The sequence below is a fragment of the Nocardia brasiliensis NBRC 14402 genome (genome assembly GCF_000308475.2).
Taxonomy (GTDB): Bacteria; Actinomycetota; Actinomycetes; order Mycobacteriales; family Mycobacteriaceae; genus Nocardia; species Nocardia brasiliensis.
This window is the reverse complement of the sequence record NZ_BAFT02000060.1, coordinates 190,943-212,680: the sequence shown is the minus strand read 5'-3', so window position 1 is coordinate 212,680 and position 21,738 is coordinate 190,943. Positions and strand designations below refer to the sequence as shown.

The 21,738-nt window shown below is 68.4% G+C and carries 22 protein-coding genes; 19 read left to right on the top strand and 3 right to left on the bottom strand.

Annotated features, from left to right (window positions below):
• The first annotated feature begins 223 nt into the window (after positions 1-223).
• The 4 genes from TY25_RS20250 to TY25_RS20235 all read left to right on the top strand — a co-directional run bounded on the left by TY25_RS20250 (position 224) and on the right by TY25_RS20235 (position 3,680).
• A complete protein-coding gene (locus TY25_RS20250; protein WP_042258353.1) occupies positions 224-2,410 on the top strand; it encodes an MMPL family transporter in 2,187 nt (728 codons plus the stop codon).
• 102 nt (positions 2,411-2,512) lie between these two features.
• Complete coding sequence (locus TY25_RS20245; RefSeq protein WP_042258433.1) at positions 2,513-2,947, top strand: SRPBCC domain-containing protein; 435 nt, start codon at positions 2,513-2,515, stop codon at positions 2,945-2,947.
• Entirely contained in the window at positions 2,934-3,278 is a 345-nt protein-coding gene (locus TY25_RS20240) for an ArsR/SmtB family transcription factor (protein WP_042258351.1), read from the top strand. The genes TY25_RS20245 and TY25_RS20240 overlap by 14 nt, the downstream gene beginning before the upstream one ends.
• A 51-nt stretch (positions 3,279-3,329) precedes the next feature.
• The gene (locus TY25_RS20235; RefSeq protein ID WP_088606860.1) at positions 3,330-3,680 is read left to right on the top strand and encodes a VOC family protein; all 351 of its coding nucleotides are present in this window, start codon (positions 3,330-3,332) and stop codon (positions 3,678-3,680) included.
• A gap of 44 nt (positions 3,681-3,724) precedes the next feature.
• On the opposite strand, the gene TY25_RS20230 is transcribed toward TY25_RS20235, so the two are convergent.
• Entirely contained in the window at positions 3,725-4,486 is a 762-nt protein-coding gene (locus TY25_RS20230) for a BPL-N domain-containing protein (RefSeq protein WP_042258431.1), read from the bottom strand.
• A gap of 284 nt (positions 4,487-4,770) precedes the next feature.
• Here TY25_RS20230 and TY25_RS20225 point away from each other — a divergent pair, with 284 nt between their 5' ends.
• The 8 genes from TY25_RS20225 to TY25_RS20190 all read left to right on the top strand — a co-directional run bounded on the left by TY25_RS20225 (position 4,771) and on the right by TY25_RS20190 (position 12,854).
• Complete coding sequence (locus TY25_RS20225) at positions 4,771-5,877, top strand: hypothetical protein (protein ID WP_146153990.1); 1,107 nt, start codon at positions 4,771-4,773, stop codon at positions 5,875-5,877.
• Position 5,878: 1 nt separating this feature from the next.
• Complete coding sequence (locus TY25_RS43495) at positions 5,879-7,018, top strand: hypothetical protein (RefSeq protein ID WP_042258428.1); 1,140 nt, start codon at positions 5,879-5,881, stop codon at positions 7,016-7,018.
• Positions 7,019-7,133: 115 nt separating this feature from the next.
• The gene (locus TY25_RS20215; protein WP_042258344.1) at positions 7,134-8,108 is read left to right on the top strand and encodes an ABC transporter ATP-binding protein; all 975 of its coding nucleotides are present in this window, start codon (positions 7,134-7,136) and stop codon (positions 8,106-8,108) included.
• Positions 8,105-8,920, top strand: a complete 816-nt coding sequence (locus tag TY25_RS20210) for an ABC transporter permease (protein ID WP_042258342.1) — start codon at positions 8,105-8,107, stop codon at positions 8,918-8,920. Before TY25_RS20215 ends, TY25_RS20210 begins: the two co-directional genes overlap by 4 nt.
• 5 nt (positions 8,921-8,925) lie before the next feature.
• The gene (locus tag TY25_RS20205) at positions 8,926-10,059 is read left to right on the top strand and encodes a sensor histidine kinase (RefSeq protein WP_042258340.1); all 1,134 of its coding nucleotides are present in this window, start codon (positions 8,926-8,928) and stop codon (positions 10,057-10,059) included.
• Positions 10,056-10,676: a response regulator transcription factor gene (locus TY25_RS20200; protein WP_042258339.1), complete on the top strand. Its 621-nt coding sequence runs from the start codon at positions 10,056-10,058 to the stop codon at positions 10,674-10,676. The genes TY25_RS20205 and TY25_RS20200 overlap by 4 nt, the downstream gene beginning before the upstream one ends.
• A 171-nt stretch (positions 10,677-10,847) precedes the next feature.
• Positions 10,848-12,308 carry an alpha/beta hydrolase gene (locus tag TY25_RS20195; protein WP_042258338.1) on the top strand — a complete coding sequence of 487 codons (1,461 nt, stop codon included), beginning with the start codon at positions 10,848-10,850 and terminating at the stop codon, positions 12,306-12,308.
• A gap of 60 nt (positions 12,309-12,368) precedes the next feature.
• A complete protein-coding gene (locus TY25_RS20190; RefSeq protein ID WP_042258337.1) occupies positions 12,369-12,854 on the top strand; it encodes a pyridoxamine 5'-phosphate oxidase family protein in 486 nt (161 codons plus the stop codon).
• A gap of 79 nt (positions 12,855-12,933) precedes the next feature.
• Here the strand turns inward: TY25_RS20190 and TY25_RS20185 are convergent, their stop codons facing one another.
• Positions 12,934-13,776 carry a MerR family transcriptional regulator gene (locus tag TY25_RS20185; RefSeq protein ID WP_042258336.1) on the bottom strand — a complete coding sequence of 281 codons (843 nt, stop codon included), beginning with the start codon at positions 13,774-13,776 and terminating at the stop codon, positions 12,934-12,936.
• 409 nt (positions 13,777-14,185) lie between these two features.
• On the opposite strand from TY25_RS20185, the gene TY25_RS20180 reads away from it, so the two are divergent.
• The 4 genes from TY25_RS20180 to TY25_RS20165 all read left to right on the top strand — a co-directional run bounded on the left by TY25_RS20180 (position 14,186) and on the right by TY25_RS20165 (position 17,434).
• Positions 14,186-14,653 carry a helix-turn-helix domain-containing protein gene (locus tag TY25_RS20180; RefSeq protein WP_370466275.1) on the top strand — a complete coding sequence of 156 codons (468 nt, stop codon included), beginning with the start codon at positions 14,186-14,188 and terminating at the stop codon, positions 14,651-14,653.
• Between the two features lie 158 nt (positions 14,654-14,811).
• Positions 14,812-15,849, top strand: a complete 1,038-nt coding sequence (locus tag TY25_RS20175; RefSeq protein ID WP_042258335.1) for a hypothetical protein — start codon at positions 14,812-14,814, stop codon at positions 15,847-15,849.
• Positions 15,850-16,022: 173 nt separating this feature from the next.
• Positions 16,023-16,934 (top strand): bile acid:sodium symporter family protein, encoded by a 912-nt coding sequence (locus TY25_RS20170; protein ID WP_042258334.1) that lies wholly within the window; start codon positions 16,023-16,025, stop codon positions 16,932-16,934.
• Positions 16,935-17,053: 119 nt separating this feature from the next.
• Complete coding sequence (locus tag TY25_RS20165) at positions 17,054-17,434, top strand: low affinity iron permease family protein (RefSeq protein ID WP_042258332.1); 381 nt, start codon at positions 17,054-17,056, stop codon at positions 17,432-17,434.
• Positions 17,435-17,504: 70 nt separating this feature from the next.
• On the opposite strand, the gene TY25_RS20160 is transcribed toward TY25_RS20165, so the two are convergent.
• Complete coding sequence (locus TY25_RS20160) at positions 17,505-18,230, bottom strand: GntR family transcriptional regulator (RefSeq protein ID WP_042258330.1); 726 nt, start codon at positions 18,228-18,230, stop codon at positions 17,505-17,507.
• 121 nt (positions 18,231-18,351) lie between these two features.
• Between TY25_RS20160 and TY25_RS20155 the strand changes: the two genes are divergently transcribed.
• The 3 genes from TY25_RS20155 to TY25_RS20145 are packed head-to-tail and all read left to right on the top strand — an operon-like array spanning position 18,352 to position 21,738.
• Positions 18,352-19,767 carry a sugar porter family MFS transporter gene (locus TY25_RS20155; protein WP_042258328.1) on the top strand — a complete coding sequence of 472 codons (1,416 nt, stop codon included), beginning with the start codon at positions 18,352-18,354 and terminating at the stop codon, positions 19,765-19,767.
• Positions 19,764-20,666: an N-acetylglucosamine kinase gene (locus TY25_RS20150; protein ID WP_042258327.1), complete on the top strand. Its 903-nt coding sequence runs from the start codon at positions 19,764-19,766 to the stop codon at positions 20,664-20,666. The genes TY25_RS20155 and TY25_RS20150 overlap by 4 nt, the downstream gene beginning before the upstream one ends.
• Positions 20,667-20,718: 52 nt before the next feature.
• Positions 20,719-21,738 (top strand): SIS domain-containing protein, encoded by a 1,020-nt coding sequence (locus TY25_RS20145; RefSeq protein ID WP_201773684.1) that lies wholly within the window; start codon positions 20,719-20,721, stop codon positions 21,736-21,738.

Below are 21,738 nucleotides of genomic sequence, written 5' to 3'. Positions count from 1 at the left end.
AGATTATTTGTGAAGCACCCTAATTCAGGCCGCTATACAGGCCGTTATCTGCCGCTGAGCTGCCGCTTTCCTGCGGTCATAGGTATGGATCACAGCAGTTCGCGGCAAGCATTGTGTGCTGTCGGAACTCCGGCGTTTCCCATGGTCGGGACACGCTGCCATTGGTACGTTCCAGGCGGCTCCGTCGAGTCGAACAATTCACACGCACAGGAGGAGGCGGCGTTTGTTCGCCGATTTCGGACAGTGGGCAGATTTCGTCGTCCGGCGGCGCTTCGCGGTGCTCGGCGTCGTCGTTTTCACCATGCTCGCGCTGGGTGCGTACGGCCTCGGGCTCGGTGACGAACTGAGCGCGCGCGGCTGGGACGATCCGACCTCGGAATCCGCACAGGCCACCCGGCTGCGGGACGAGGTATTCGGCCGTGACCACAGCGGTGATCTCCTGCTGCTGTTCCATGCGCCCGCCGGAAAGACGATCGACGATCCCGTGTTCGCCGCTGCGATCGTCGCGGGACTGAACGAGCTGCCGCGGCGCTTTCCGGACGAGATCGCGAAGATCAACGGGACGTACTGGCCGACCGAAACCGGCCTGACACTGCCGGACCTGTTCGGTTCCGCGGACCGCGCGCACGCGTTCGCGTCCGTCGCGGTGCGCGGCGGTGACGACACCACGCTGCTGCGCAACTACGGCAAAGTGGCCGGCCGACTGGACATTCCGGGCGTCGACATGGAGGTGGCGGGCGGGCAGGCCGTCGCGGGCGCGCTCAGCGACACCATGGTGCGCGACCAGCGGCGGCTGGAATTGATCGCGATTCCGATCGTCGCGGTGCTGCTGTTCTTCCTCTTCGGCGGGGTGGTCGCGGCGGCGCTGCCGCTCGTGGTCGGCGGCTTGACCGTGCTCGCGGCCTGGGGCGTGATCCGCGGGATCACCGCTGTGGTCGAGGTGAATTCCTTTGTTTCGCCGGTGGTTTCGATGATCGGACTGGGTCTGGCCATCGACTACGGGTTGTTCATCGTGAGCCGGTTCCGGGACGAACTCGCCGCGGGGCACGACAGCGCGGCGGCGGTCCGGCGGACGGTGCCGACCGCCGGTCGGACGGTGGTGTTCTCGGCGACCGTCGTGGTGGCCGCGGCGGCGGGGATCCTGCTGTTCCCCCAGGGATTTCTGCGCTCGTTCGCCTACGGTGCGATGGTCACCGTCACGCTGGCGGCGCTGACCGCGCTCACGGTGCTGCCCGCATTGCTCGCGGTGCTCGGCCCGCGGGTGGATGCGCTGGGGTTCGCCTGGTTTCGCCGAGCCCGGGCCGGAGACGATGTGCGGCAGAATATTTGGGGGAGGGTCGCCGGGGCGGTCATGAAAAGGCCGCTCCTGGTCGCGGTGTCGGTGTGTACCGGGCTGTTGCTGCTCGTCGCCCCCGTGCAACACGTGACGTTCGGTGGGATCACCGAGAAGTTCCTGCCGCCGACGGACCCGACTCGGCTGGCGCAGCAGCACTTCGACGAAATCTTTCCACTGCGGCGGATCGATCCGATCCAGCTGGTCATGATCACCTACCGCACCGCCGATATCGAGACGGTACTCGCGCGGGCCAATCAGGCGCCGGGTCTGGCCGCGCCGTTCCCCGCACCGCTACCGGGCCCGGCCGACCCGTTCGTTTACACCACCGACACCGTCCTGGCGGGCTCGGACCGGGCCGACGCGGCGATCGACTATCTGCGCTCGATGGAATTGCCCAGCGGGACAACGCTACTGGTGGGTGGTCAGCCGGCCGCGCAGCGCGACAGTATCGACGCGCTGCTGCACCGGCTACCGCTCATGCTCACACTGGTGTTCCTCGCGACGACCGCGCTGCTGTTCGTGACTTTCCGCTCGCTGGTGCTGCCACTTAAGGCCGCGGCCCTGAACCTGCTCGGCCTCGGCGCCACCATCGGCGTCCTCACCTGGGTCTTCGTCGAAGGGCACGGGTCCGGTGTGCTGGGCTTCACCGCACAGCCGATCATGCCGCTGGTCCTGATGCTGATCGTCGCCGTGATCTACGGTCTGTCCACCGATTACGAGGTCTTCCTGCTGGCTCGCATCGTGGAGGCCCGGCGCGCGGGGGAGTCCACCGCCGACGCGATCCGCACCGGCGTCGCGCACACCGGCCGCATCATCACCGCGGCCGCTGCGATCCTCATCGTGGTCACCGGTGTCTTCGCGCTCTCCGACCTCGTCATGATGCAATACATCGCCCTGGGTCTGGTCACGGCGCTGCTCATCGACGCCGCCATCGTCCGTCTGCTGCTGGTCCCCGCCATCATGAAACTGCTGGGCGATTTCTGCTGGTGGCCGCCCGATCGGGCTTCGAAAGCCCTGCCCCGCAATCCGATCCGTGAAGAGAAGCTCCTCACCGCCGCGGACGACCGCAGCTGAGTCTGTGTGCGGCACCCGCCTGGGTACCTCTCAACGGTTGTTGCAACCATTTGGTTGCGATATAGTATGGCAACCTCTTAGTTGCTATATCCGGAGACTGTGGTGCCCCTACCTGATCGCATCGAGCGTGTTCTCGACCTGCAGCATCCTCCCGAGAAGGTGTGGCACGCCCTGACCACGCCGGAAGGGCTCGGTGGTTGGTTCGGATCCCGAGCCGAAATCGATGAGCTACGTCCCGGTGGCACAGCGCGGGTGTGGTGGGCGGCGGACGGACCGCACACCCTGTGGATCCAGCACGTCGAGCCGCCCCGCCGATTCTCGTTCACCTGGGCGATCGAAGGATTGCCGAGCGGCGATCCGCGCCGGACACACGTGGAATTCTTGCTGACCCCGACCTCGACCGGCACCCGGCTCACGGTGACCGAAACCGGCTTTGCCCAGCTGCCCGGCGAACAGGCCGGTGCGTACGACGGCAATGTCAAGGGCTGGGCAATGGAGTTGACCGAGCTGGCCGAGTACCTCGATGCCGCGGCCTGACGATCTCGAGACCGAACTGGTCGCCCAGGCGGTATTCGCCGCCCTGGCGGACCCGACACGTCGCGCGTTGCTCGCCGAACTTGCCGCGCGCGGCCCGGCGACCGCGACCGATCTGGCTGCCCGCCTGCCCATTTCGCGCCAGGCGATCACCAAACATCTCGGCCTGCTCGCCGAGGCCGAACTCGTCCGCGCCGAACCCGGTGAGCGACGCCGGATCCGCTACCGGTTGCAAACCCGGCCGATGGCGGTGGCCCAGTCGTATCTCGCCGCACTCGCGCACACCTGGGACAGCCGCCTGAGCGCGCTGCACGACCACCTCGATCGGACATAGGAGAACAACAACACCATGACACCCCCCTTCCGCGGTGGACACAACATCGCCATGAAGCTTCCCAGGGCCCAGTTCGACCGGACCGTCGCCTTCTACCGTGACGTTCTGGGCATGGCGGTCACCGAAGACAGCAGCGATCCCGTCGCTGCTGGCGTGATCCGAAGTGCCGCAGTACAGTTCGGGCCAGTAACCCTGTGGCTCGACCGTGTCGACAACTATGCCCACGCCGACCTGTGGCTGGAATTGTTCACCGACGACGTCGATCGCGCGACCGAATACCTTGCCGCCCGAGGTGTCGCCGTGCAGGACGAGCTGGAACCGCTGCCCGCGGGCATGGCTGCCCACTGGATCAGCAATCCGGTCGGCGTCCCGCACATCGTGCGTCTGCCGGACAACGAGTGAACCCTCGCTAGAGCCATAGGGCAGCACCGCATTTCGCCATCGGATCACCTGCGCGCGACCGTTGCCTCGATCAATTCGAAGGCCAGATCCCAGCGCACACCGTCCGGATTGGTCAACCCCTTGTCCGCATACCAGGATTCGTCTGCCTCCGGATGCGGGCCGCTCACCCCGACCCGGCCCTTGCCGTACCGGGCGACGACCACCGCGGCCGATCCGTTGGGGTAGGTCGCCAGGACGGTCGCAGCGGCACCCTGATCCAAATGGAAAGCGGGCCCGTCCTGGAAATACATGTGCCGCGGCGTGCCCCGCCAGTCGACCGGTATGACGGTGTCGCGGGCGTCGGGGACGGTGGTGTCGGGCGCGTCGATGTAGCCGTCGGTGTCGCCGGGCAGCAGGTCGAATCCGGGATCGCGCCCGGCCAGGTAGCCGCCGAAACACACACCGAGATAACTGCCGCCGCCACGGACCCAGTCGCGAATCGTCTCGGCCGAACCACCCAAATCACGCCAGGTCGCCTCCAGGTCGGAGCCCCCGCCGGGCTGGACATAAAGCTGCGCACCCGCCAAAACCGCCGCGGTAAGCGGCTTCCCGGTCCCGGGCCCCACATACTCGACCCGAAACGGTTGCGGTGCCCGCCGCAGCACCTCACCCATCGCCCCCGCACAATCAGCACAGCCTTGCGGCCCGTCATAAACCAGCGCCAGCGGCAGTTGCGCGTTCGGCTCACCTGCGTCGGACCGAGCACAGGCGACCGGCAACAAGGCCGCAGCCAGGAGAACGCTGAGAAAGACCCGACGCAGACTCATCGACCGCGCTCCGCGCGCACCCGGCGATGAGATCACTCGGCGATCGATCGGCATATCGACAGCATCACCGCCGAGCGGACCTTCCGCTACCCGCCACGCGGCCGAGGCCAGCTGCCGACGGGATGCTCGGATCCCGTCAGTCGACTGGGCGACGGCGTGCGTGGTGATGCTGAGCGGCGGTGTGGCGGCCGAACAGGCACCGCTGCCACTGAGCGCTTCGTGAATGCCTTGTCGGGCGTTCGATCGACTGTGCATCGGTGTTCCGCCGGATACCGTCTTTCGAAGTGGCCGAATCGAGGGAGGGTGGGGCGCAGGTGGGCGACGACGAGTTCGGGGTGGGTGGGGTGGAGTCGGTCGCCTTGGCGACTATGCAGATCGCGTTGATGCAGGCGGATCTGGCGGTTACGCGGGTGGCGCGCGACGCGGCGGCGAAGCGTGCGGTTCGCGATGAGGCGGTGGGTCAGTTGCGGGGGACGTTGCGGCAGGTCGAAAGTGGGCGGGGAGACTCGTCTTTCGTTGCTGAGCTGGTGGCCTTGCTCGAAGACGCGGAGCCGGAAGTTGCCGCGGCGCGGGTGGCCGATCATGCCACGCAAGCGCCGCAGCGGGCGGTGTCTCGCAAGCATTCGTTGTTGATGCTCATCGATTTGGTGCTCTTCGATCCGTGGCCGGGCAAACTGCACTGGCATGAGCAGACCCGCCGAGAGTCGCTGCAGGCGTCCGCCGCTCGTTTTCCAGAAGCGGACGAGACCGACCTCGCGGCCATGCTGGCAGAGCACAAAGCGCTCGTGCGGCGGTTGCGGCGGAAGAATATTCGCTGGGGACGGGTGGCGGTGGCCGGTGCGGTCGGTCTCGGTGTCGGAGTCGCGACCGCCGGCTGGGCCGCCCCACTCATCGGTACTGCGATCGGCACCGCGGCCGGGTTGTCCGGCGCCGCGGCGACGTCGGCCGGTTTGGCGACCCTCGGCGGTGGCTCGCTCGCAGCGGGTGGATTCGGCGTAGCCGGAGGCACCGCGCTGGTCACCGGGCTGGGCGGGATCGCGACAGCCGGCGTCGCCGCGACCGGCGCGCGGTGGACCCCATGGACGGCCGGGCAGATCGTGGCGGGCGCGATGCGACTCGACCTCATCAACCGGGTCGTCCTCGCCGAAGAAACGAACAAAGACGAAATGCGCCGCCGCGTGGTGCTGGCGTTGCAACAGCGTTTGGACGAGGTGGTCGCGGATCGCGCGCGACTGATCGCCCGGATCCGTCAGCTCAACGCGGACAAGGCCAAGCTCTCGGCCGAGAACCGGCGTTTGCGGGACGAACTCCAGGAACGCAGCGAGCAGGCCGAAATATCCGCGGGCGCACTCGAACTCGTACTCAGCCGGGTGCCCGAGGCTGCGGGCTGACATGGACGACTCGATCGATCGCAACCTCGACACCATCCGCCGGCGGTTGGCCGAACTGGAGGAGGCCACCGAACAAGCGCTCCGCGAGGATGATTCGGGGCCGCTGCCCCTCGTCGCGGTACCGGCACCCGTGTCGTATGCGGAGATGACGGACTCGAACGATCGGCTGCGGTCAGCGCGTGACTGGTCCGAGATCGATCTCGACGCCGCGCTCACCGCGGTGCAACGAGCGGAATTCGAGCGGTGGCGAACTCGGCAGCGGATCGCCTGGGAGCGAGACGATCTCGTGGCGGTCGGCATCGCAGGCCTGCTCGGGGCACTGGGGGTGTGGTTCGACTCGACGATAGATCAGGGCGTCGCGAACGCGCTCGGATCGGTCGGCCGGACACAGCGCATGCGCCGATGGGAGCGTGCCGCGAAGCGGCTGCCGATCGACTACACCGGGCCGGGATTCGGCGGCCGGGCACATCGGGTCCGGTCGGCCGGCCACGATCTCGCACGGCCCTTCGAGGCGCTGCGACAGATCCGCACCGGCGAATTCCGGGGCGTGCGTTGGGATCACGGGGAGATGGAGTCGGTATCGCGCGCCGGCCGGTTTCGTACCGTCGAGTCGAGCGCGGAAGCGCTGGTGTTGTGGGTGAAGCATCTGGCCGCGGACTTCGTCACGCCGATGAGCCTTCCGCTACCCGGGTCGTCGCTGCTGTACGAACTCGACAACCGCGAACTCAGGAAGTTCGCGCATGCCGTCTACCTCGGGCCGTCCGCGGGCAACGGCCTGAACCTGCGGTCGGGTCTGCTGACCCCGTCGCTCAGCGTGCTCGCGACCGAAGTGGTGATTCGAACCCACGTGCACGCGAAGGCGTACGCGGTGGCCGGCAGCGCCGATCTGGATGCCAGGCGGCAGGCGTTGCGACAGGAGCTCCTGCTCGCGGCGCACGCGCTCGTCGGCGCCGCGTCGGTGGGGAAGACCCTCGCCCGGTTCGGCACGCTGGATGACCAGCGGCGCTGGCTGGCGGTGCGGCACGTGAACGTTCCGGTGTTGCTTCGAATCGGTTGTCTCGCCGTGGAAAACGTGCACGGGATGCGGGGTCGCGGGACGGCCGCAGCGAGTTGGGCCGAGCTGGACGAATTGCTGGCGTAGCGCACGTCGCGCGACGCCCGATGACATTTGTCATGGTGGGTTCGTGGGGGATTGCACGGGATTCGGTGACTGGGCTTACTACTGGGGGTGGGCTGGGTTCGCGATCGTTGAAGGCATGAACAGTGCAACGTTCGGGGCGCGGCCGGGGCGGCGGAATGACGAGGTCATCGCCGCTCGGGGACTGCGCCGCACCTATGGTCACGGGAAGAAGGCGTTCGAGGCGGTCAAGGGGGTGGATCTGCGTGTCGCCGAAGGGGAGGTCTTCGCCCTGCTGGGCACCAACGGCGCCGGTAAGACGTCGACGCTCGACATGCTGGAGGGGCTGGCCGCGCCGTCCGACGGTGTCGTGGAGGTTTTCGGCCTCGATCCGCGCCGGGACCGGGCACAGGTGCGCGCTCAGGTCGGCATCATGTTGCAGTCGGGTGGGTTGCCCGCCGAGCTGACCGTTCGCGAAACGCTGGAGATGTGGCGCGGGACGTGCACCAACCCGACGACCAGCGCCACGGTGCTCGAGCTGGTCGATCTGACGGACCGGGCCGACGTCCGGGTCGGATCGCTGTCGGGTGGCGAGCAGCGCCGCGTCGATCTGGCGTGCGCGCTGCTGGGACAGCCGCGACTGCTGTTCCTGGACGAGCCGACCACCGGCCTCGATCCCGAAAGCCGCCGGGGCACTTGGAAATTGCTCGCCGATCTGAAAGCGTCCGGCGTGACCATGGTGCTCACCACGCACTACCTGGACGAGGCGGAGGCGCTGGCCGACCGGATCGCGATCATGCACAAGGGGACGGTCGCGCGGGCGGGCACGCTGCGCGAGATCGTCGACGGTCATCCGGCGCGGATCGTCTTCGATCATCCCGGCCTGCCGTTGCCGCCGTTGCCCGGCGCACACCTCGACGCGCAGGCGCGCGTCACCGTCACCACGCACGATCTGCAGGGGCATCTGTTCGAACTGCTCGGCTGGGCGCGGGCGCACGGCTTGCAGCTGGGCGGCCTGGAGGCCCGTGCCGCCTCTCTCGAATCGGTGTTCCTCGACATCGCCGACGAACCGGTCGCCGCCGCGGCCCCCGAACTGATCGGAGCAGCCCGATGACCACCCTGACGTCCACCGGCACCACGTTTCGCCGCCGCCCGCTGGCCGCGCTCGCGAAAGCCGAGTACCTGCAATTCCGGCGGAACAAGACGCTGATGTACATGGCGACGCTGTTCCCGGTCGGCATACCGCTGGCGCTGTATTTCATCGCGATCAAGGACACCGCGCCGACCACGTCCACCGCGGCGGTGACGTTCGAACTGCTCGCGCTCTCGGCCCTGCTGTTCGTGCAGTACTACTCGGTGCTGTCGATGGTGACGACCCGGCGCAGCGAAGGCGTGCTGAAACGGTTGCGCACCGGTGAGTCCGCGGACTGGCAGATCATGCTCGCCCCGGCCGTGCCCGGTGCGCTCGCGACGCTGGCCTGCACGGTGGTCGTCGCCGCGGTGGTATATGGCACCGGCGCGCCCGCTCCGGTCAACCCGGCGGCGATCGTGCTGGCGCTGCTCGGCGGGATCGTGCTGTTCTCCCTGCTCGCGCTGGCGACCAGCGCGGTGACGAAGAATGCCGAGGCCGCGCAGATCACCTCGCTGCCGGTGATGACGATCGCGATGCTCGGCCTCGCGTCCATCCGGAAGGTGCTGCCGGACCGCCCGGCCGATCTGGCCGATTGGACGCCGTTCGCGGCCGTCTCGGATCTGGTCTCACTCGGCGCGTCGGGCCGGTTGGCCACCGCGGCCACCGCCGATCCGGCGCTCGACTTCGCGGGCACCTGCGCCGAACTCGGCCGTCCGTTTGCCACACTGGCGATATGGACCGTCCTGGCGCTCGCGCTGACCCGCAAGAGCTTCCGCTGGGACGACCGCGGTTGAACCGGATGAGCACCTGGTGGCACGAGCTGTCCGGACCGGCCAAGTTCCGGCTCTACACCAGGCTCACCCTGCAGTCGAGCGTGGCCGCGGTGGTCATCGTGATGGCGTTCACCGTGCGCGAGCCCTGGGCGGTGGCGGGGGTGCTGGCCGCCGGCGTCACGGCGATCCTGGCGCTGGAGGTGCAGCCGGAGTTCGTCAGGTCGGCCGGATGGGTCTCGCGCCGGTGGGTCCTGCCGGTGGCGGTCGCGGTGCTGACCGGGATTCTGCTGACGTTCGCGCTGATCGCTCGCCTGGCCACCGACGACGACGTCACGGATCGGGCGGCGGTGACCGGGCTCTACACCGCCATCCTCGCCACCTACACGCTCGTGTCCTTCATTCGGCACAGATGGTGGGCGACCCTGGGGATCGCGCTGGTCACCGGATTGCTCTACGGATCGTCGCCGCTGGCGGTGCTCGGCTTCGCGGGCGGTACCTACCTCGCCGGAATCGTCCTTGTCGGAACGACATTGCTCACGCTGTGGGGCCTGCGGGTCGTCGAAGAGCTGGATCGGGCCAAGGCGGTCGAAGCCGAATTGCAGGTCGCCGAAGAGCGTTTGCGTTTCTCGCGGGACCTGCACGATGTGGTGGGCCGCAGTTTTTCCGCGATCGCGGTGAAAAGCGAACTCGCCGCGGTGCTTTCCCGGTCCGGCAAGGGCGAACCGGCGGCCGCCGAGATGGACGAGGTCAGGACACTGGCCGTCGAATCCATGGATCAGATGCGCAAACTGGTCCGCGGCTACCGCGGCATCGACCTGATGAACGAGGTGGCGGGTGCGCGGTCGCTGCTGTCGGCGGTGGGCTGCCGGTTGGACGTCGAAGGCGATCCGGCGAACGTTCCGGCGCGCTGCCACGAGGTCGCCGCCTGGGTGGTGCGGGAGGGCACCACGAATATCGTGGAGCATTCTGCGGCGACTACGGCGGTGCTCGCGCTCGGGGCCGCCGGGATGTCGCTGCGCAACGACCGTCCGCACGGCGCGCCGGGTGCGCGTTCGGGGCTGCGCGGGGTCGGCGAACGGCTCGCGGCCATCGGCGCAACCCTCGACGTGCTCGCCTCCGACGAGCAGTTCCTCCTCGAGATACGTTGGGAGAACGAATGATTCCGGTGTTTCTCGCCGATGACGAAACATTGGTCCGGGCCGCCCTGGCGACCATGCTCGACCTGGAAACCGATCTCGAGGTGATCGACCATGTCGGCTCCGGCGAGGAACTCGTCGCCGCGTGGCGGCGGCGCAGCGAGGCGGGCGCGCCGATTGCCGTCGCCGTGATCGATTTGCAGATGCCCGGCATCGACGGCATCGAGACCGCCGTCGAACTGCAACGCCTCACGCCCGGCGCGGCCACCCTGATCGTCACGAGTCACGGCAGGCCGGGCTATCTGAAACGCGCCCTGGCCGCGGGCGTGCGGGGCTTCCTGCCCAAAACGACCTCGGCCGCGACCTTGGCGGCGGTGATCCGCACCGTGCACGGCGGTGGCCGCTATGTGGATCCGGAACTGGCCGCCGAAGCCATCAGCGCCGGCGACACACTGCTCACCGCGCGCGAGGCCGATGTGCTCGAATACGCCATCGACGGTGCGTCGGTGGAGGACATCGCGCGCCGCGCGCACCTGTCACCGGGCACCACGCGCAATTATCTGTCCTCGGCGATGGCGAAACTCGGGGTCGCCAACCGGTATGAGGCGGCACTCAAAGCCCGCGAAAAGGGCTGGATCTAGGGGCCGGGCGCGGAAGACCCGCCCAGCAGTACTACTGGGCGGGTCGCTTCCCCGTGCACCGTGTGGACGCCGCCACGCCTCACGGCACGACCCAGCATAGGGCGGATCGGCGCAGGCGCCGTGGTCTTGCGCCCCCGTGTCGCCGATCGGACGCTCAGAAAAGGAGAAACCATGCGAAAAACCGTGTTGCCGGTCCTCGTCGCCCTCGTGGCGGCCTCGATGGCGCCCGCGGTCGCCACCGCTACGCCCGGCTTGGCATGGGGCGCTTGTCCGGCCGACGTCACCGCACCCGGCCTGCAATGCTCGGTGCTCGAGGTGCCGCTCGACTACCGGAACCCGGACGGACCGCAGATCGAGGTCGCCATCTCCCGGTTGCGCACTGCGGATCCGGCACAGCGCCGAGGCGTGCTGCTGACCAATACCGGCGGTCCGGGTGGGGCGGGGCTGAGTTTTCCCGCTGACCTGAAAACGCTCGGGCTGCCGCAGCGTGTGCTCGACCGCTACGACGTGATCGGCTTCGATCCGCGCGGGGTCGGCCACAGCGCGCCGGTCACGTGTGCGCTGTCCCCGGCCCAGCGGACGAGCAATATCCCGCCCTACGCTCGTGATCCGATCGATGTGGCGCAGCGTGCCGGGGTGGTGAAAGATATTGCGCGGCAATGCGGTACGTCCGCGTCGGCGGCGACTCTGCCGTTCGTCAGCACCGCGAACACCGCGCGCGACATGGACCGGATCCGGGCGGCGCTGGGGGAGGAGACGGTGTCATATCACGGGATCTCCTACGGCACCTATCTCGGTGCGGTGTACGCGTCGCTGTTCCCGGAGCGCACCGACCGCGTCGTGCTCGACAGTGCCGTCGGGCCGGGCGGTTTCGACAGCCTGCACTCGCGCAGGTTGGGCGAGGGGTTCCAAGATCGGTTCCCCGATTTCGCGGCATTCGCGGCGGGCCATCCGGAATACGGTCTCGGGGGCACGCCCGAGCAGGTCACCGCGAAGTACTTCGAATTGGCGGCGCAGCTGGACGCGATACCGAATCCCGCGGGCGGCGGCTATGGTTCGCAGTTCCGGCAGGTCACCTTCGCGCTGCTCTACTACGACAAGAACCTGCCCGCGCTGGCCGAGCTGTGGCGGGCCGCGAGTACCGGTGCGCTGGAACAGACGCCGCCGGTCGAGGCCGAGCAACCCGACCTGGACAACTACCTGTCCAGCCAGTTGCACGTGCTGTGCAACGACACCGCCTGGCCGCGTTCGGATCTCAGCTATCAGGCCGATGTCGCGACCGACCGGGTCCGCTACCCGATGTTCGGCGCGGCGGCGGCCAATGTCTGGCCGTGCGCCTACTGGCCGTCCGACCCGGTGGAACCGCCGGTGCGGATCGGCGACCGCGGCCCGTCGAATGTGCTGATCGTGCAGAATCTCCGGGATCCGGCGACGCCGCTGTCCGGCGCGCGGGAACTCGCACAGGCCTTCGGCGGCCGTGCCCGGCTGGTGACCGCGGATCAGGGTGGCCACCTCGCCTACCTGTTTAAGGACAACACCTGTCTGAACGACGCCGTCACCGCGTTCCTGACCACCGGGCAACGGCCGGAGCGCGACGTGGCCTGCGCGGCGGAGCCGGCCGGCGAACGCTGAGCCGAGCGCCGGCCGGAGTTGTCGTGACCCCGCACTACGATCGAGCCGAGGAGGTGCCGCATGGCAGAAACATTCGAGGCGATCGAAGCCGACTTCGTTCGGTTCACGCAGGAGATCGTCTGGTGCACAGTCACTTCGGTGGACGGCAAGGGCCGCCCGCGGTCGCGGATCCTGCATCCGCTGTGGGAGGTGCGCGACGGTCGTCCGATCGGCTGGGTCGCGACGGGCAAGACGCCGGTGAAGGCGCGGCACCTGGCCGCCAATCCGGTTGTGGCGTTTTCGTATTGGAGCCCGGCCCAGCATGTCGTGCAGGGTGAGGCCGTGGCCACCTGGGTGGACGATGTGGCGGAGAAGCGGCGGGTGTGGGATCTGTTCCAGACGACACCGCCGCCGGTCGGTTACGACCTGAGCATGTTCGCCCCCGCCGGGCCGGAGAGCCCGCAGTTCACGCTGCTGCGTTTGGATCCCGATCGGATCCAGGTGCTGGACGGCGCGGGTTTCCCGACGAACTTCACGCCGCGCATCGCCCGGCTGGACAAGCCCTAGCGCAGTCCAGTGCGGCGACCACGCGTTCGCGATCGGCGTCCGGGGCAAGCAGATCGGGGTTGAGACAGGGATTCGTTCGTCACTGCTCCGGAGATCGATCGGCGGCCAGGAATTTGTCCACCGCCTCGATGCCGTCGTCGGCGGGTTCGAGGAGGCGCTCGTTGAGCACGGGGATCGGACGGTCCAGCCAGGCGGGGAGTTCGCCTTCGGCGGGCAGCAATTCGTGCCGGGTGGCGAATTCTTCCGCGAGATGGCGCACCGACTCGCGCAACGCGCTGACCACGACTCCCTCGGCCAGGCCGGTCAATTCCTCCAGCAGGGCACGGACCCGGTCGAGTTGGTCGGTTTCGGTGCTGTCGGCCTGGATGCGCGGCCACAGGGTGCGTTCGAAGATATCGCCGAAGTCGGCCGCGATCTGATCGGTGTGCGCGCGCAGCCGGACCACCTGGTCGAGCACCTCGGCGGGCGGGATATCGAGGTCGGCGACCCGCATCCCGCTGGTCAGCGCCCAGCGCCGGGCCTGCGGGCGCCCGCGCCGCCAGCGGACCAGCCCGAGCTGAGTTGCCTTGCGCAGCAGGGTGGGCCGCAGATCCTTGGCCTTGATCATCACCCTGATCTCGCGCAGGCCGAGCGGTACCCAGTCCTCCGGGCCGCCGGGTAGGGCGAGCAGATCCGCCACCGTCGCGCCTTGTTCGCGGGCCGTGAGCAGTTCGGTGATGGAGGTGAGCGAGAAACCGCGATCCTGCAGGCGCTGCACCAATTCGAGCCGTTGCAGGTGCGAGCTGTCGTAGCGCGCGGTGCGTCCGGTGCGGCGCGGCGCGTGCAGCAGTCCCTTCGACTGGTACATCCGCACGGTGCTGGTGGGCACGCCGGCGCGCGCGGCCAGCTCTTCCACGGTGAGGTCGATGCTCTTCGCTCGCACGAGGCCAGCGTTGCAGTGTCGAGTCGGCTAGTCAACACTCGTCTAGTAAATGCTCGTAGAATTTTTCTTTTCGCAGCTCAGTGCGCATGAGGTCGTGAAGTTTCGTGCGAGGCGTAGAGATTGACTCGTGGGATCGAGGTGCAAATACCGCGATCCGGCGACGCGGCCGATCGGGGACTTTGGTCCTGCGGATGAATTGCCGATGGCCCTATCGGCCGTGGCCGCCGCACCTCGATTCTTGTTTGCCAGAAGATGTGGACGTGAAAACGGCTGTGGTTGAAGGTAATACCTACTTAGGTGACCTCGATCACATTGTTAGCTGAGTGATTGCGGAGATCATGGACGGTCTGCTGTTCTGGGAAAAGTTACGTGCACGGTTGGATCGCTCTCTTGTGGGGTGGGTGAACTGGTGAAGACGATTTCGGGACAGGAAGCAGCCCCGGCGGGGACCTGCGACGACACGGCCGACGCATTGGCCGCGCGGCTCGACGCGCTGTTCCACACGGTGCGCGATCCGATCGGCAAGCCCTACACCTACGCGCGCGTGGTCGCCGCCTTGCAGGAAGCCGGTTGCCCGGTCTCCAACTCCTATCTGTCCCAACTACGTTCAGGTGTTCGGAGCAATCCGTCCGAACAATTGCTGGCCGCACTGTCGGCATTCTTCGGCGTGCCGCTCGACTACTTCTACGGCGGCGTCGAGCCGGTAGCGGCGTCCGGCGATCGCCCGCTGCTCACCGGGCTGTGTAACGAGAGTCTGCGCAAACTGCTCGACCTGGCCGCCGACCTGTCCGACGAATCGCAGGAACTGCTCACCGCACTGGCCGAACGCCTGCGTATCAGCGAAGAGCACGCGCCTGCCACCGCCGAACTGGATTGATCACGCCCCGCGCGATTGCGGGGCGCGTGCCGGTTGTCGTCCCCAAAGCGTTGGTGGCCGCATTTGCGCTGTACCCGAACGTATTCGAAGTATCATGAGGATCCGCCGACGGCTCGGCGCAGACGAATCATCGCGTCATTCGACTGGGGATGTTGGGTATGTGGTGGAATCCGGTCGACGAGGAATCGGAAACCCTGCGCCGCAATGTCGACACGCTGACCGCCCGCTATCGCGACCATCTGGATGCCGTCGCGAACGGCCGTACCCCGCAGCTGGTCTGGGGAGTCGGCAGTGCGCCGGATCCGAGCGGCCGCTGGAACAACGAACTCGTGCTCATCGAATGCGGTGCGCTCGGCCCGGACAGCGGCATCACGGTCGGTCGCTATACCGCGTTCGAGCTGCTACAGCGGGTGGACCCGCGCGCGCAGCGACGATTCGCGGAGGCACCCGCCCTGCAACTGCTGATCGAATGGCGGATCGGTCCGGCGACGCTCATCGACGTCACCACCCGTCCGCTGCCCGCGGCTGCGCACGTGCAGTTGCGGGACCTGGTCCGCGAGAACGCGGTACCGAACCGGACCGCCACCGCCGGGGTGTCGTGCCGCCGTACCGCGACGAACACACCCGCGATCGTCACCGCCGGGCACCTCGTCACCGGTGTCGGCGCGCGAGTGCAGATCTATGCGTCCGGTCAGCGGACACCCAGCTGGATCGACGGCATCGTGACCCACTGGTCCGATCCCGCGGTCACCGGCGGCGCGGGCTATGACTACGCGGTGGTGGAACTGCGCGACCAGCGCAACCAGATCCTCGGCGTGCACCACACCGGACCCGCCGGGACGCCCCGGCCGCCGTACACGCCGATCGACGTGACCGCCTACGGCGCGATCTCGGGCAGCGTCGCCGGCCAGATCAGCGGCGCGCTCACCCAACTCGGCGACACCACCCGGCAGTGGTCGGCCTGCTGGCAGCTCGGACCGTCCTACCTGCTCACCTTCGGCGACTCGGGCGGACTCGTGCTCGGCACCAACGGTGCGTACAGCGGAAAGGCACTGGGGCACTTCGTCGGTGGTTCCTACTGGCCGAATCAGCCTGGGCTGGTGCACCAGTACGTGCAGGACATGGCCTCCTGCCTCGATTCGGGTCTCGGCCGCCACATCACGGTGCGCGGCAGCGGATCATCGTCGGAATTCTGACCGCGGCGGGCGTTTGCGCGCCGACCGTGGTGATATCCCCGATTCCGGGGCGCACCGGCCAGGCCCGTAGTTCTATGGGCGTGACGTTATCTTGCGTCCCCTGAACACTTCTGGCAGGTTCGGATTTATCCGCGCGCGCCGGAGCAAGCCGGTGACTGCGATTGGAGGACACCATGGACTCTCCGCTCGTCTCCGTGGGTCTGCCCCTGGTGTTGATCGTGATCATGTTCGGGCTGGGGCTTTCGCTCACCGTGCCCGACTTCACGCGAATCGCCAAGAACCCCAAAGTCGTCAGTATCGCGCTGGCCTGTCAGCTGCTGTTGCTGCCGTCGATCGCGTTCGGTCTGGTGCTGTTGTTCGATCCGTCACCGAATCTGGCGGTGGGGGTGATGTTGCTCGCGGCCTCGCCGGGCGGCACGGCGGCGAATCTGTTCAGCCATCTCTTCCACGGCGACGTCGCGCTGAATGTGTCACTCACCGCGGTGAATTCGGTGATCGCGGTGGTCACCGTCCCGTTGGTGACGAACTTCGCCCTCGGCTATTTCGATCCGGGGGAGTCGGGCACGGTGGGGTTGCAGTTCGGCAAGACCGTGCAGGTGTTCTCGATCGTGCTGATTCCGGTCATGCTCGGCATGCTGGTGCGCCGGTTCGCGCCGGGTTTCGCGGACCGGATGGACAAACCCGTCCGGATCGGTTCCGCGCTGACGCTGACGCTTGTGATCACCGCGACGATCATCGACCAGCGCGGCGATGTCGTGGCGTATGTCCGCGCCATCGGCGTCGCCATGATCCTGTTCTGCCTGATCAGTTTGACCGTGGGGTATCTCGTCCCGCGCGTGCTCGGCGTCGAGGACCGCCAGGCCATCGCCTGCTCGATGGAGGTCGGCATCCACAACGGCGTCATCGCCATCACCATCGCCATCAGCGTGCTGGGCAGCACCGAGATGGCCATCCCCGCCGCCGTCTACGGCGTCGCCATCTTCCCCCTCGCCGCGGGCTTCGGCTGGCTGGTCACCCGCAAACACCCGCAAGGCCCCCGCACCGCGGCGGTCGACCGCGCGGACCCCGCCGAGACCACTCGCTGACCCGCCCGCGCGCGTCCCTGTTTGCGCGCGCTTAACCGGGCTAACCCGAGGGTGACCGGTGTTCGAGGATGGGATGAGTAATGCGGGATACGGCGCGACGTGGTGGGGGGAGTCGGACGATGCCGTCCGACGTACGGGGGAAGTTGACGATCTTCGATCGTTTCGCCACCGGGGCCGCGGCGCTCACCGCGAAGGCGGGGTTCTTCGTGTTCTGCGTGCTGCTGGTGCTGCTGTGGGCGCCGACGTTCCTGGTGCTGCCGAGCATCGACACCTGGCAGCTGGTGATCAACACCGCGACCACGATCATCACGTTCCTGTTGGTGGCGCTGCTGCAGAACACGCAGTCGCGCTCGGATGAAGCGGTGCAGCAGAAGCTCAATGCGATCGCCGACGCGCTGGCCGACTTCATGGGCGAATTCAGCGGCGATCACCCGGAACTCGAACGCCACCGCCGCGAACTCGCCGACGCGGTCGGCCTGGAAAACCGCGAATCGGCTTGACCGGCCCGCCACATGAAGTGATTGTCGACGCCGATCGGCGGTCCGGTCCGCCGACCGAACCGCGCCGGGTTCAGGTGCGGGCGACGAATCGGAAGCGGTCGCCGCGATAGATCGAGCGGGTCCACTCGATGGGACGGTCCGCGGGATCGCAGGCGCGGCGCTGGATCAGCAGGGTGGGGGAGCCGACCGCGACGTCGAGCAGGGCCGCCTCCTCCGGTGTGGTGAGCGCGGTTTCGACGGTGTCCTCCACCCCGGCCACCTCGATCCCGTAGCAGTCGCGCAGCGTCGCGTAGAGCGAGCCTTTGTCGGCGAGGCGCCGGCGCAGGTCCGGCAACTTGTCGGCGAGGTGCGCGATCTCGATCGCCAGCGGCTCGCCGTCGACCGAGCGCAGGCGTTCGAGGCGATGGATCCGGGTGCCGGGCGCGATGCCGAGCCGACCGGCGACCACCTCGTCCGCCGCCACCTCCGTCAGCTCCAGGATGCGCGAATCTACTTGCAGCCCTTGCGCATCGAGGTCGTCGGTCAACGACGTCAACTGCTGCAGATGCACCACCTTGGGCGGCGCGACGAACGTCCCGCTGCCTTGCACCCGCCGCAGCAGTCCCTCGGCGGCCAGTTCGGCGAGGGCCTTGCGCAATGTGGTCCGCGAGGTGGCCAGCTGTTCGGCGAGCACCCGTTCCGGCGGGAGCGCGGTGGACGATTCCAGTGTGCTGATGAGCTGGCGCAGCGCCAGTTTGGTGCCGTAGTAGCGCGGCTGCTGCGTGGTGTCCGGAGCGGTTCCGGTGGTGTTGCCCATGCCGCCGAACCTACCGCGCCGCCCCCGGAGTTGACGCCGGAATTGGTGTATGCCAATCTCGTCACCGGCAAATTGGTGTACACCAATTACTTCCCTGATCAACGGTGAGAGGCGAAGAAACATGGGGTTCGTGGCCGAGCTGCGGGCGTCGTCCCGGTTGGGGGTGCTGGTCGGCGTAGCCGCCGCCAGCGTCGGGGTGATCTACGGCTACGACCTGTCCAACATCGCGGGCGCGTTGCTGTTCATCACCGACGAGTTCGGGTTGACCACCCGGCAGCAGGAACTGCTCACCACGGCCGTGGTGATCGGTGAGATCGCGGGCGCGATCGGGGGCGGCGTGCTCGCGAACCGGATCGGCCGCAAGAAGTCGATGGTGCTCGTCGCCGCGACCTACGGCGCGTTCGCGGTGCTGGCCGCGTGCTCGACGGCGTTGCCGATGCTGATGGCGGCGCGACTCGCGCTGGGCATCACGATCGGTATTTCCGTGGTCGTGGTGCCGGTGTTCGTCGCGGAGTCCGCGCCGACCAGGGTGCGCGGCGCGCTGCTGGTGGCGTACCAGGTCGCCACGGTGATCGGCATCATCATCGGGTATCTCGCGGCGTATCTGCTGGCCGGTACGCAGAGCTGGCGCTGGATGCTCGGTCTGGCGGCGGTGCCCGCCGTGCTCACCACCGTCTTGCTGCTGCGGCTGCCCGATACCGCGCGCTGGTATGTGATGAAGGGCCGGATCGAGCAGGCTCGTCAGGTGTTGCGCCGCGTCGAGCCGGACCTCGACACCGACGCCCAGCTCGCCGAGATCGAGCACGGGCTGCGCGAGGAATCCGGCGGCGCGCTGCGGGAGATGCTGCGCAAGCCGTATCTGCGGGCCACGGTTTTCGTGGTGGGGCTCGGCTTCTTCATCCAGATCACCGGCATCAACGCGATCGTCTACTACAGCCCCCGGCTGTTCGAGGCGATGGGATTCCGCGGACACTTCGCCCTGCTCGTGCTGCCCGCACTGGTGCAGGTGGCCGCGTTGGCGGCGGTGCTGGTCGCGCTGGTGCTGGTCGATCGGCTGGGTCGCAGGCCGATTCTGCTGTCCGGGATCGGCATGATGATCGCGGCCAACGCGCTGCTCATCGCGGTATTCGTGGCCGGCTCCGATTTCGGCGGGGTGCTGACCGTGCTCGGGTTCCTCGGCGTGCTTTTGTTCACCGTCGGTTTCACCTTCGGATTCGGGGCGCTGGTGTGGGTGTATGCGGGCGAAAGCTTCCCGGCGCGGCTGCGCTCGACCGGGTCGAGCGCGATGCTCACCTCCGATCTGGTCGCGAACGCGATCGTGGCGGGTGCGTTCCTGACCATGCTCGAATCCCTGGGCGGCGCAGGAACTTTCGCGGTGTTCGGCGCGCTCGCGATCGTCGGTTTCGGGTTCGTGTACCGGCTGGCGCCGGAGACCAAGGGCCGCCAGCTCGAAGAGATTCAGTACTACTGGGCCAACGGCGGCCGCTGGCCCGCGGACGGGCGCACAGTCGCGCGGGATCAGGACGTGCGCGCATGACCGCGGTATTGGGCCTGGACATCGGCGGCTCGAAAACGATGGCCGTGCGGGCCGAGGACGGGGTCGTGGTCGCCCAGGCGCGGGCGGGCAGCGCCAACGTGGCCTCGGTCGGCGCGGACGCGGCCGGCCACCAGCTCGATCTGATCCTCGAACGCGTCGGCGGCGACGGGGTCCGGGCCGTGTGCGCGGGCGCGGCGGGCGCCGACACCCCGGAGGGTCGCGCGCGCCTGCAGGATCTGCTCGCGCAACGCCTGCCCGATGCGATGATTCGAGTGGTGCACGACAGTGAGCTGGTCCTCGCGGCCGCGGGGCTCGACGAGGGCATCGCGCTCATCTCGGGCACCGGCTCGGTGGCGTGGGGCAGGCACGCGGGCCGGACCGCGCGCGCGGGCGGCTGGGGCTACCTGCTGGGCGATCAGGGCAGCGGCTACTGGGTGGCGCGCGAGGCGGTGTGCCGGGCCCTCGCGGCGGTGGACCGCGGCGAGCCCGCCGACCCGCTGGGCCGGGCGCTGGCCGCCGAATGCGGGCTGCGCTCGACCGAACAACTGCTCGACCATTTCTACGACCACACCGACCGCAGATACTGGGCTCGGCGCGCCCGCGTGGTCATCGAGATGGCGGCGACCGGCGACCCGGTCGGCCGGGAGATCCTGGCCGCGGCCGTCGCCGATCTGACCGACCTGGTCGGCACCGTCGCCGACCGACTGTCCTACCCCGGGCCGGTGATCGTGGCCGGCGGGCTCGCGGTGCACCAGCCGCTGCTGCAAGCCGAGTTACGGCGCGCGCTCGCCGGGCGCGGACTCGACGACGTGCGCGTGCTCGACGTCGACCCGGTGCACGGCGCGGTGCGACTGGCGCGGCAGCTGCCGGACCGCAGCGCGGCGGCCCTGTCCGGATAAGCCTTCTACTTCGAGGAGTGACATGACCGACCAGGACAATCCCGGCGCCCTGATGGCGAGCGAGATTGCCGAACAACCCGCGGCGTGGCAGCGGCTGCTCACCGAGGGCACCGACGCCATCCGGCGTGCGGCCGCCCGAATCGCACAGTATCAGCCACGATTCGTGCTGTTCGTCGCGCGCGGCACGAGCGATCACGCCGCGCTGTACGGCAAGTACCTGGTGGAAATTCAGCACGCGCTGCCCGCGGGTTTGGTCTCGCCGTCCACCATGACGATCTACGACAGCGCCCCGGACCTGCGTGACGTGCTGTTCGTCGCGGTGAGCCAGTCCGGCGGCTCACCCGATCTGGTGCAGTCGGTGGAGGTCGCCCGGCGCCAGGGCGCGTTGACCGTGGCGCTCACCAACAACCCGGCCTCCGCGCTGGCCGCTGCCGCCGAGATCCACGTCGACGTGCTGGCCGGCCCGGAACGCGCGGTCGCGGCGACCAAGTCCTACACCGCGGAACTGCTCGCGCTGTATCTGCTGCTCGACTACGCGCGGGGCGGCGACGGCGCGGGCACCGCCGAGTTGCCCGGCCTGGGCAGCCGGGTGCTCGATTCCGGTGCGTCCCTGGCCGGGGTGGCCCAGCGCTACCGGTTCGCCCAGCGTCTCATCACCTCCGCGCGCGGGTACTCCTATCCGACCGCGCGCGAGGCGGCGCTGAAACTGATGGAGACGTCGTATCTTTCGGCGCAGGCCTTCTCCGGCGCGGATCTGTTGCACGGCCCGCTGGCCACCGTCGATCCGTCGGTGCCGGTGCTGGCGATCGTGCCGGACGGCGTGGGCGGACGCGCGATGCTGCCCGTGCTGTCCCGGCTCGCCGAGCTGCGCGCCGACGTATTCGGTGTCGGCACGGCCGACGCGCTGGCGGGGCTGTCCGGCGGCGTCACCCTCCCGACCGGGATCCCCGAACCCCTGTCCCCGCTCGTGGAAATCCTGCCGCTGCAACAGCTCGCGCTGCACCTCGCGATCGCCCGCGGCGGCGACCCGGACCGCCCCCGCGGCCTGAAGAAGGTAACCGAAACCCTCTGA

What these genes read in the sequence shown, in the direction of transcription:
- TY25_RS20240 (WP_042258351.1), top strand. Translation starts at nt 2,934, where the DNA reads ATGCCGCGGCCTGACGATCTCGAGACCGAACTGGTCGCCCAGGCGGTA.
- TY25_RS20235 (WP_088606860.1), top strand. Translation starts at nt 3,330, where the DNA reads ATGAAGCTTCCCAGGGCCCAGTTCGACCGGACCGTCGCCTTCTACCGT.
- TY25_RS20230 (WP_042258431.1), bottom strand. Translation starts at nt 4,486, where the DNA reads ATGAGTCTGCGTCGGGTCTTTCTCAGCGTTCTCCTGGCTGCGGCCTTG.
- TY25_RS43495 (WP_042258428.1), top strand. Translation starts at nt 5,879, where the DNA reads ATGGACGACTCGATCGATCGCAACCTCGACACCATCCGCCGGCGGTTG.
- TY25_RS20215 (WP_042258344.1), top strand. Translation starts at nt 7,134, where the DNA reads ATGAACAGTGCAACGTTCGGGGCGCGGCCGGGGCGGCGGAATGACGAG.
- TY25_RS20210 (WP_042258342.1), top strand. Translation starts at nt 8,105, where the DNA reads ATGACCACCCTGACGTCCACCGGCACCACGTTTCGCCGCCGCCCGCTG.
- TY25_RS20205 (WP_042258340.1), top strand. Translation starts at nt 8,926, where the DNA reads ATGAGCACCTGGTGGCACGAGCTGTCCGGACCGGCCAAGTTCCGGCTC.
- TY25_RS20200 (WP_042258339.1), top strand. Translation starts at nt 10,056, where the DNA reads ATGATTCCGGTGTTTCTCGCCGATGACGAAACATTGGTCCGGGCCGCC.
- TY25_RS20195 (WP_042258338.1), top strand. Translation starts at nt 10,848, where the DNA reads ATGCGAAAAACCGTGTTGCCGGTCCTCGTCGCCCTCGTGGCGGCCTCG.
- TY25_RS20190 (WP_042258337.1), top strand. Translation starts at nt 12,369, where the DNA reads ATGGCAGAAACATTCGAGGCGATCGAAGCCGACTTCGTTCGGTTCACG.
- TY25_RS20175 (WP_042258335.1), top strand. Translation starts at nt 14,812, where the DNA reads ATGTGGTGGAATCCGGTCGACGAGGAATCGGAAACCCTGCGCCGCAAT.
- TY25_RS20170 (WP_042258334.1), top strand. Translation starts at nt 16,023, where the DNA reads ATGGACTCTCCGCTCGTCTCCGTGGGTCTGCCCCTGGTGTTGATCGTG.
- TY25_RS20165 (WP_042258332.1), top strand. Translation starts at nt 17,054, where the DNA reads ATGCCGTCCGACGTACGGGGGAAGTTGACGATCTTCGATCGTTTCGCC.
- TY25_RS20160 (WP_042258330.1), bottom strand. Translation starts at nt 18,230, where the DNA reads ATGGGCAACACCACCGGAACCGCTCCGGACACCACGCAGCAGCCGCGC.
- TY25_RS20155 (WP_042258328.1), top strand. Translation starts at nt 18,352, where the DNA reads ATGGGGTTCGTGGCCGAGCTGCGGGCGTCGTCCCGGTTGGGGGTGCTG.
- TY25_RS20150 (WP_042258327.1), top strand. Translation starts at nt 19,764, where the DNA reads ATGACCGCGGTATTGGGCCTGGACATCGGCGGCTCGAAAACGATGGCC.
- TY25_RS20145 (WP_201773684.1), top strand. Translation starts at nt 20,719, where the DNA reads ATGGCGAGCGAGATTGCCGAACAACCCGCGGCGTGGCAGCGGCTGCTC.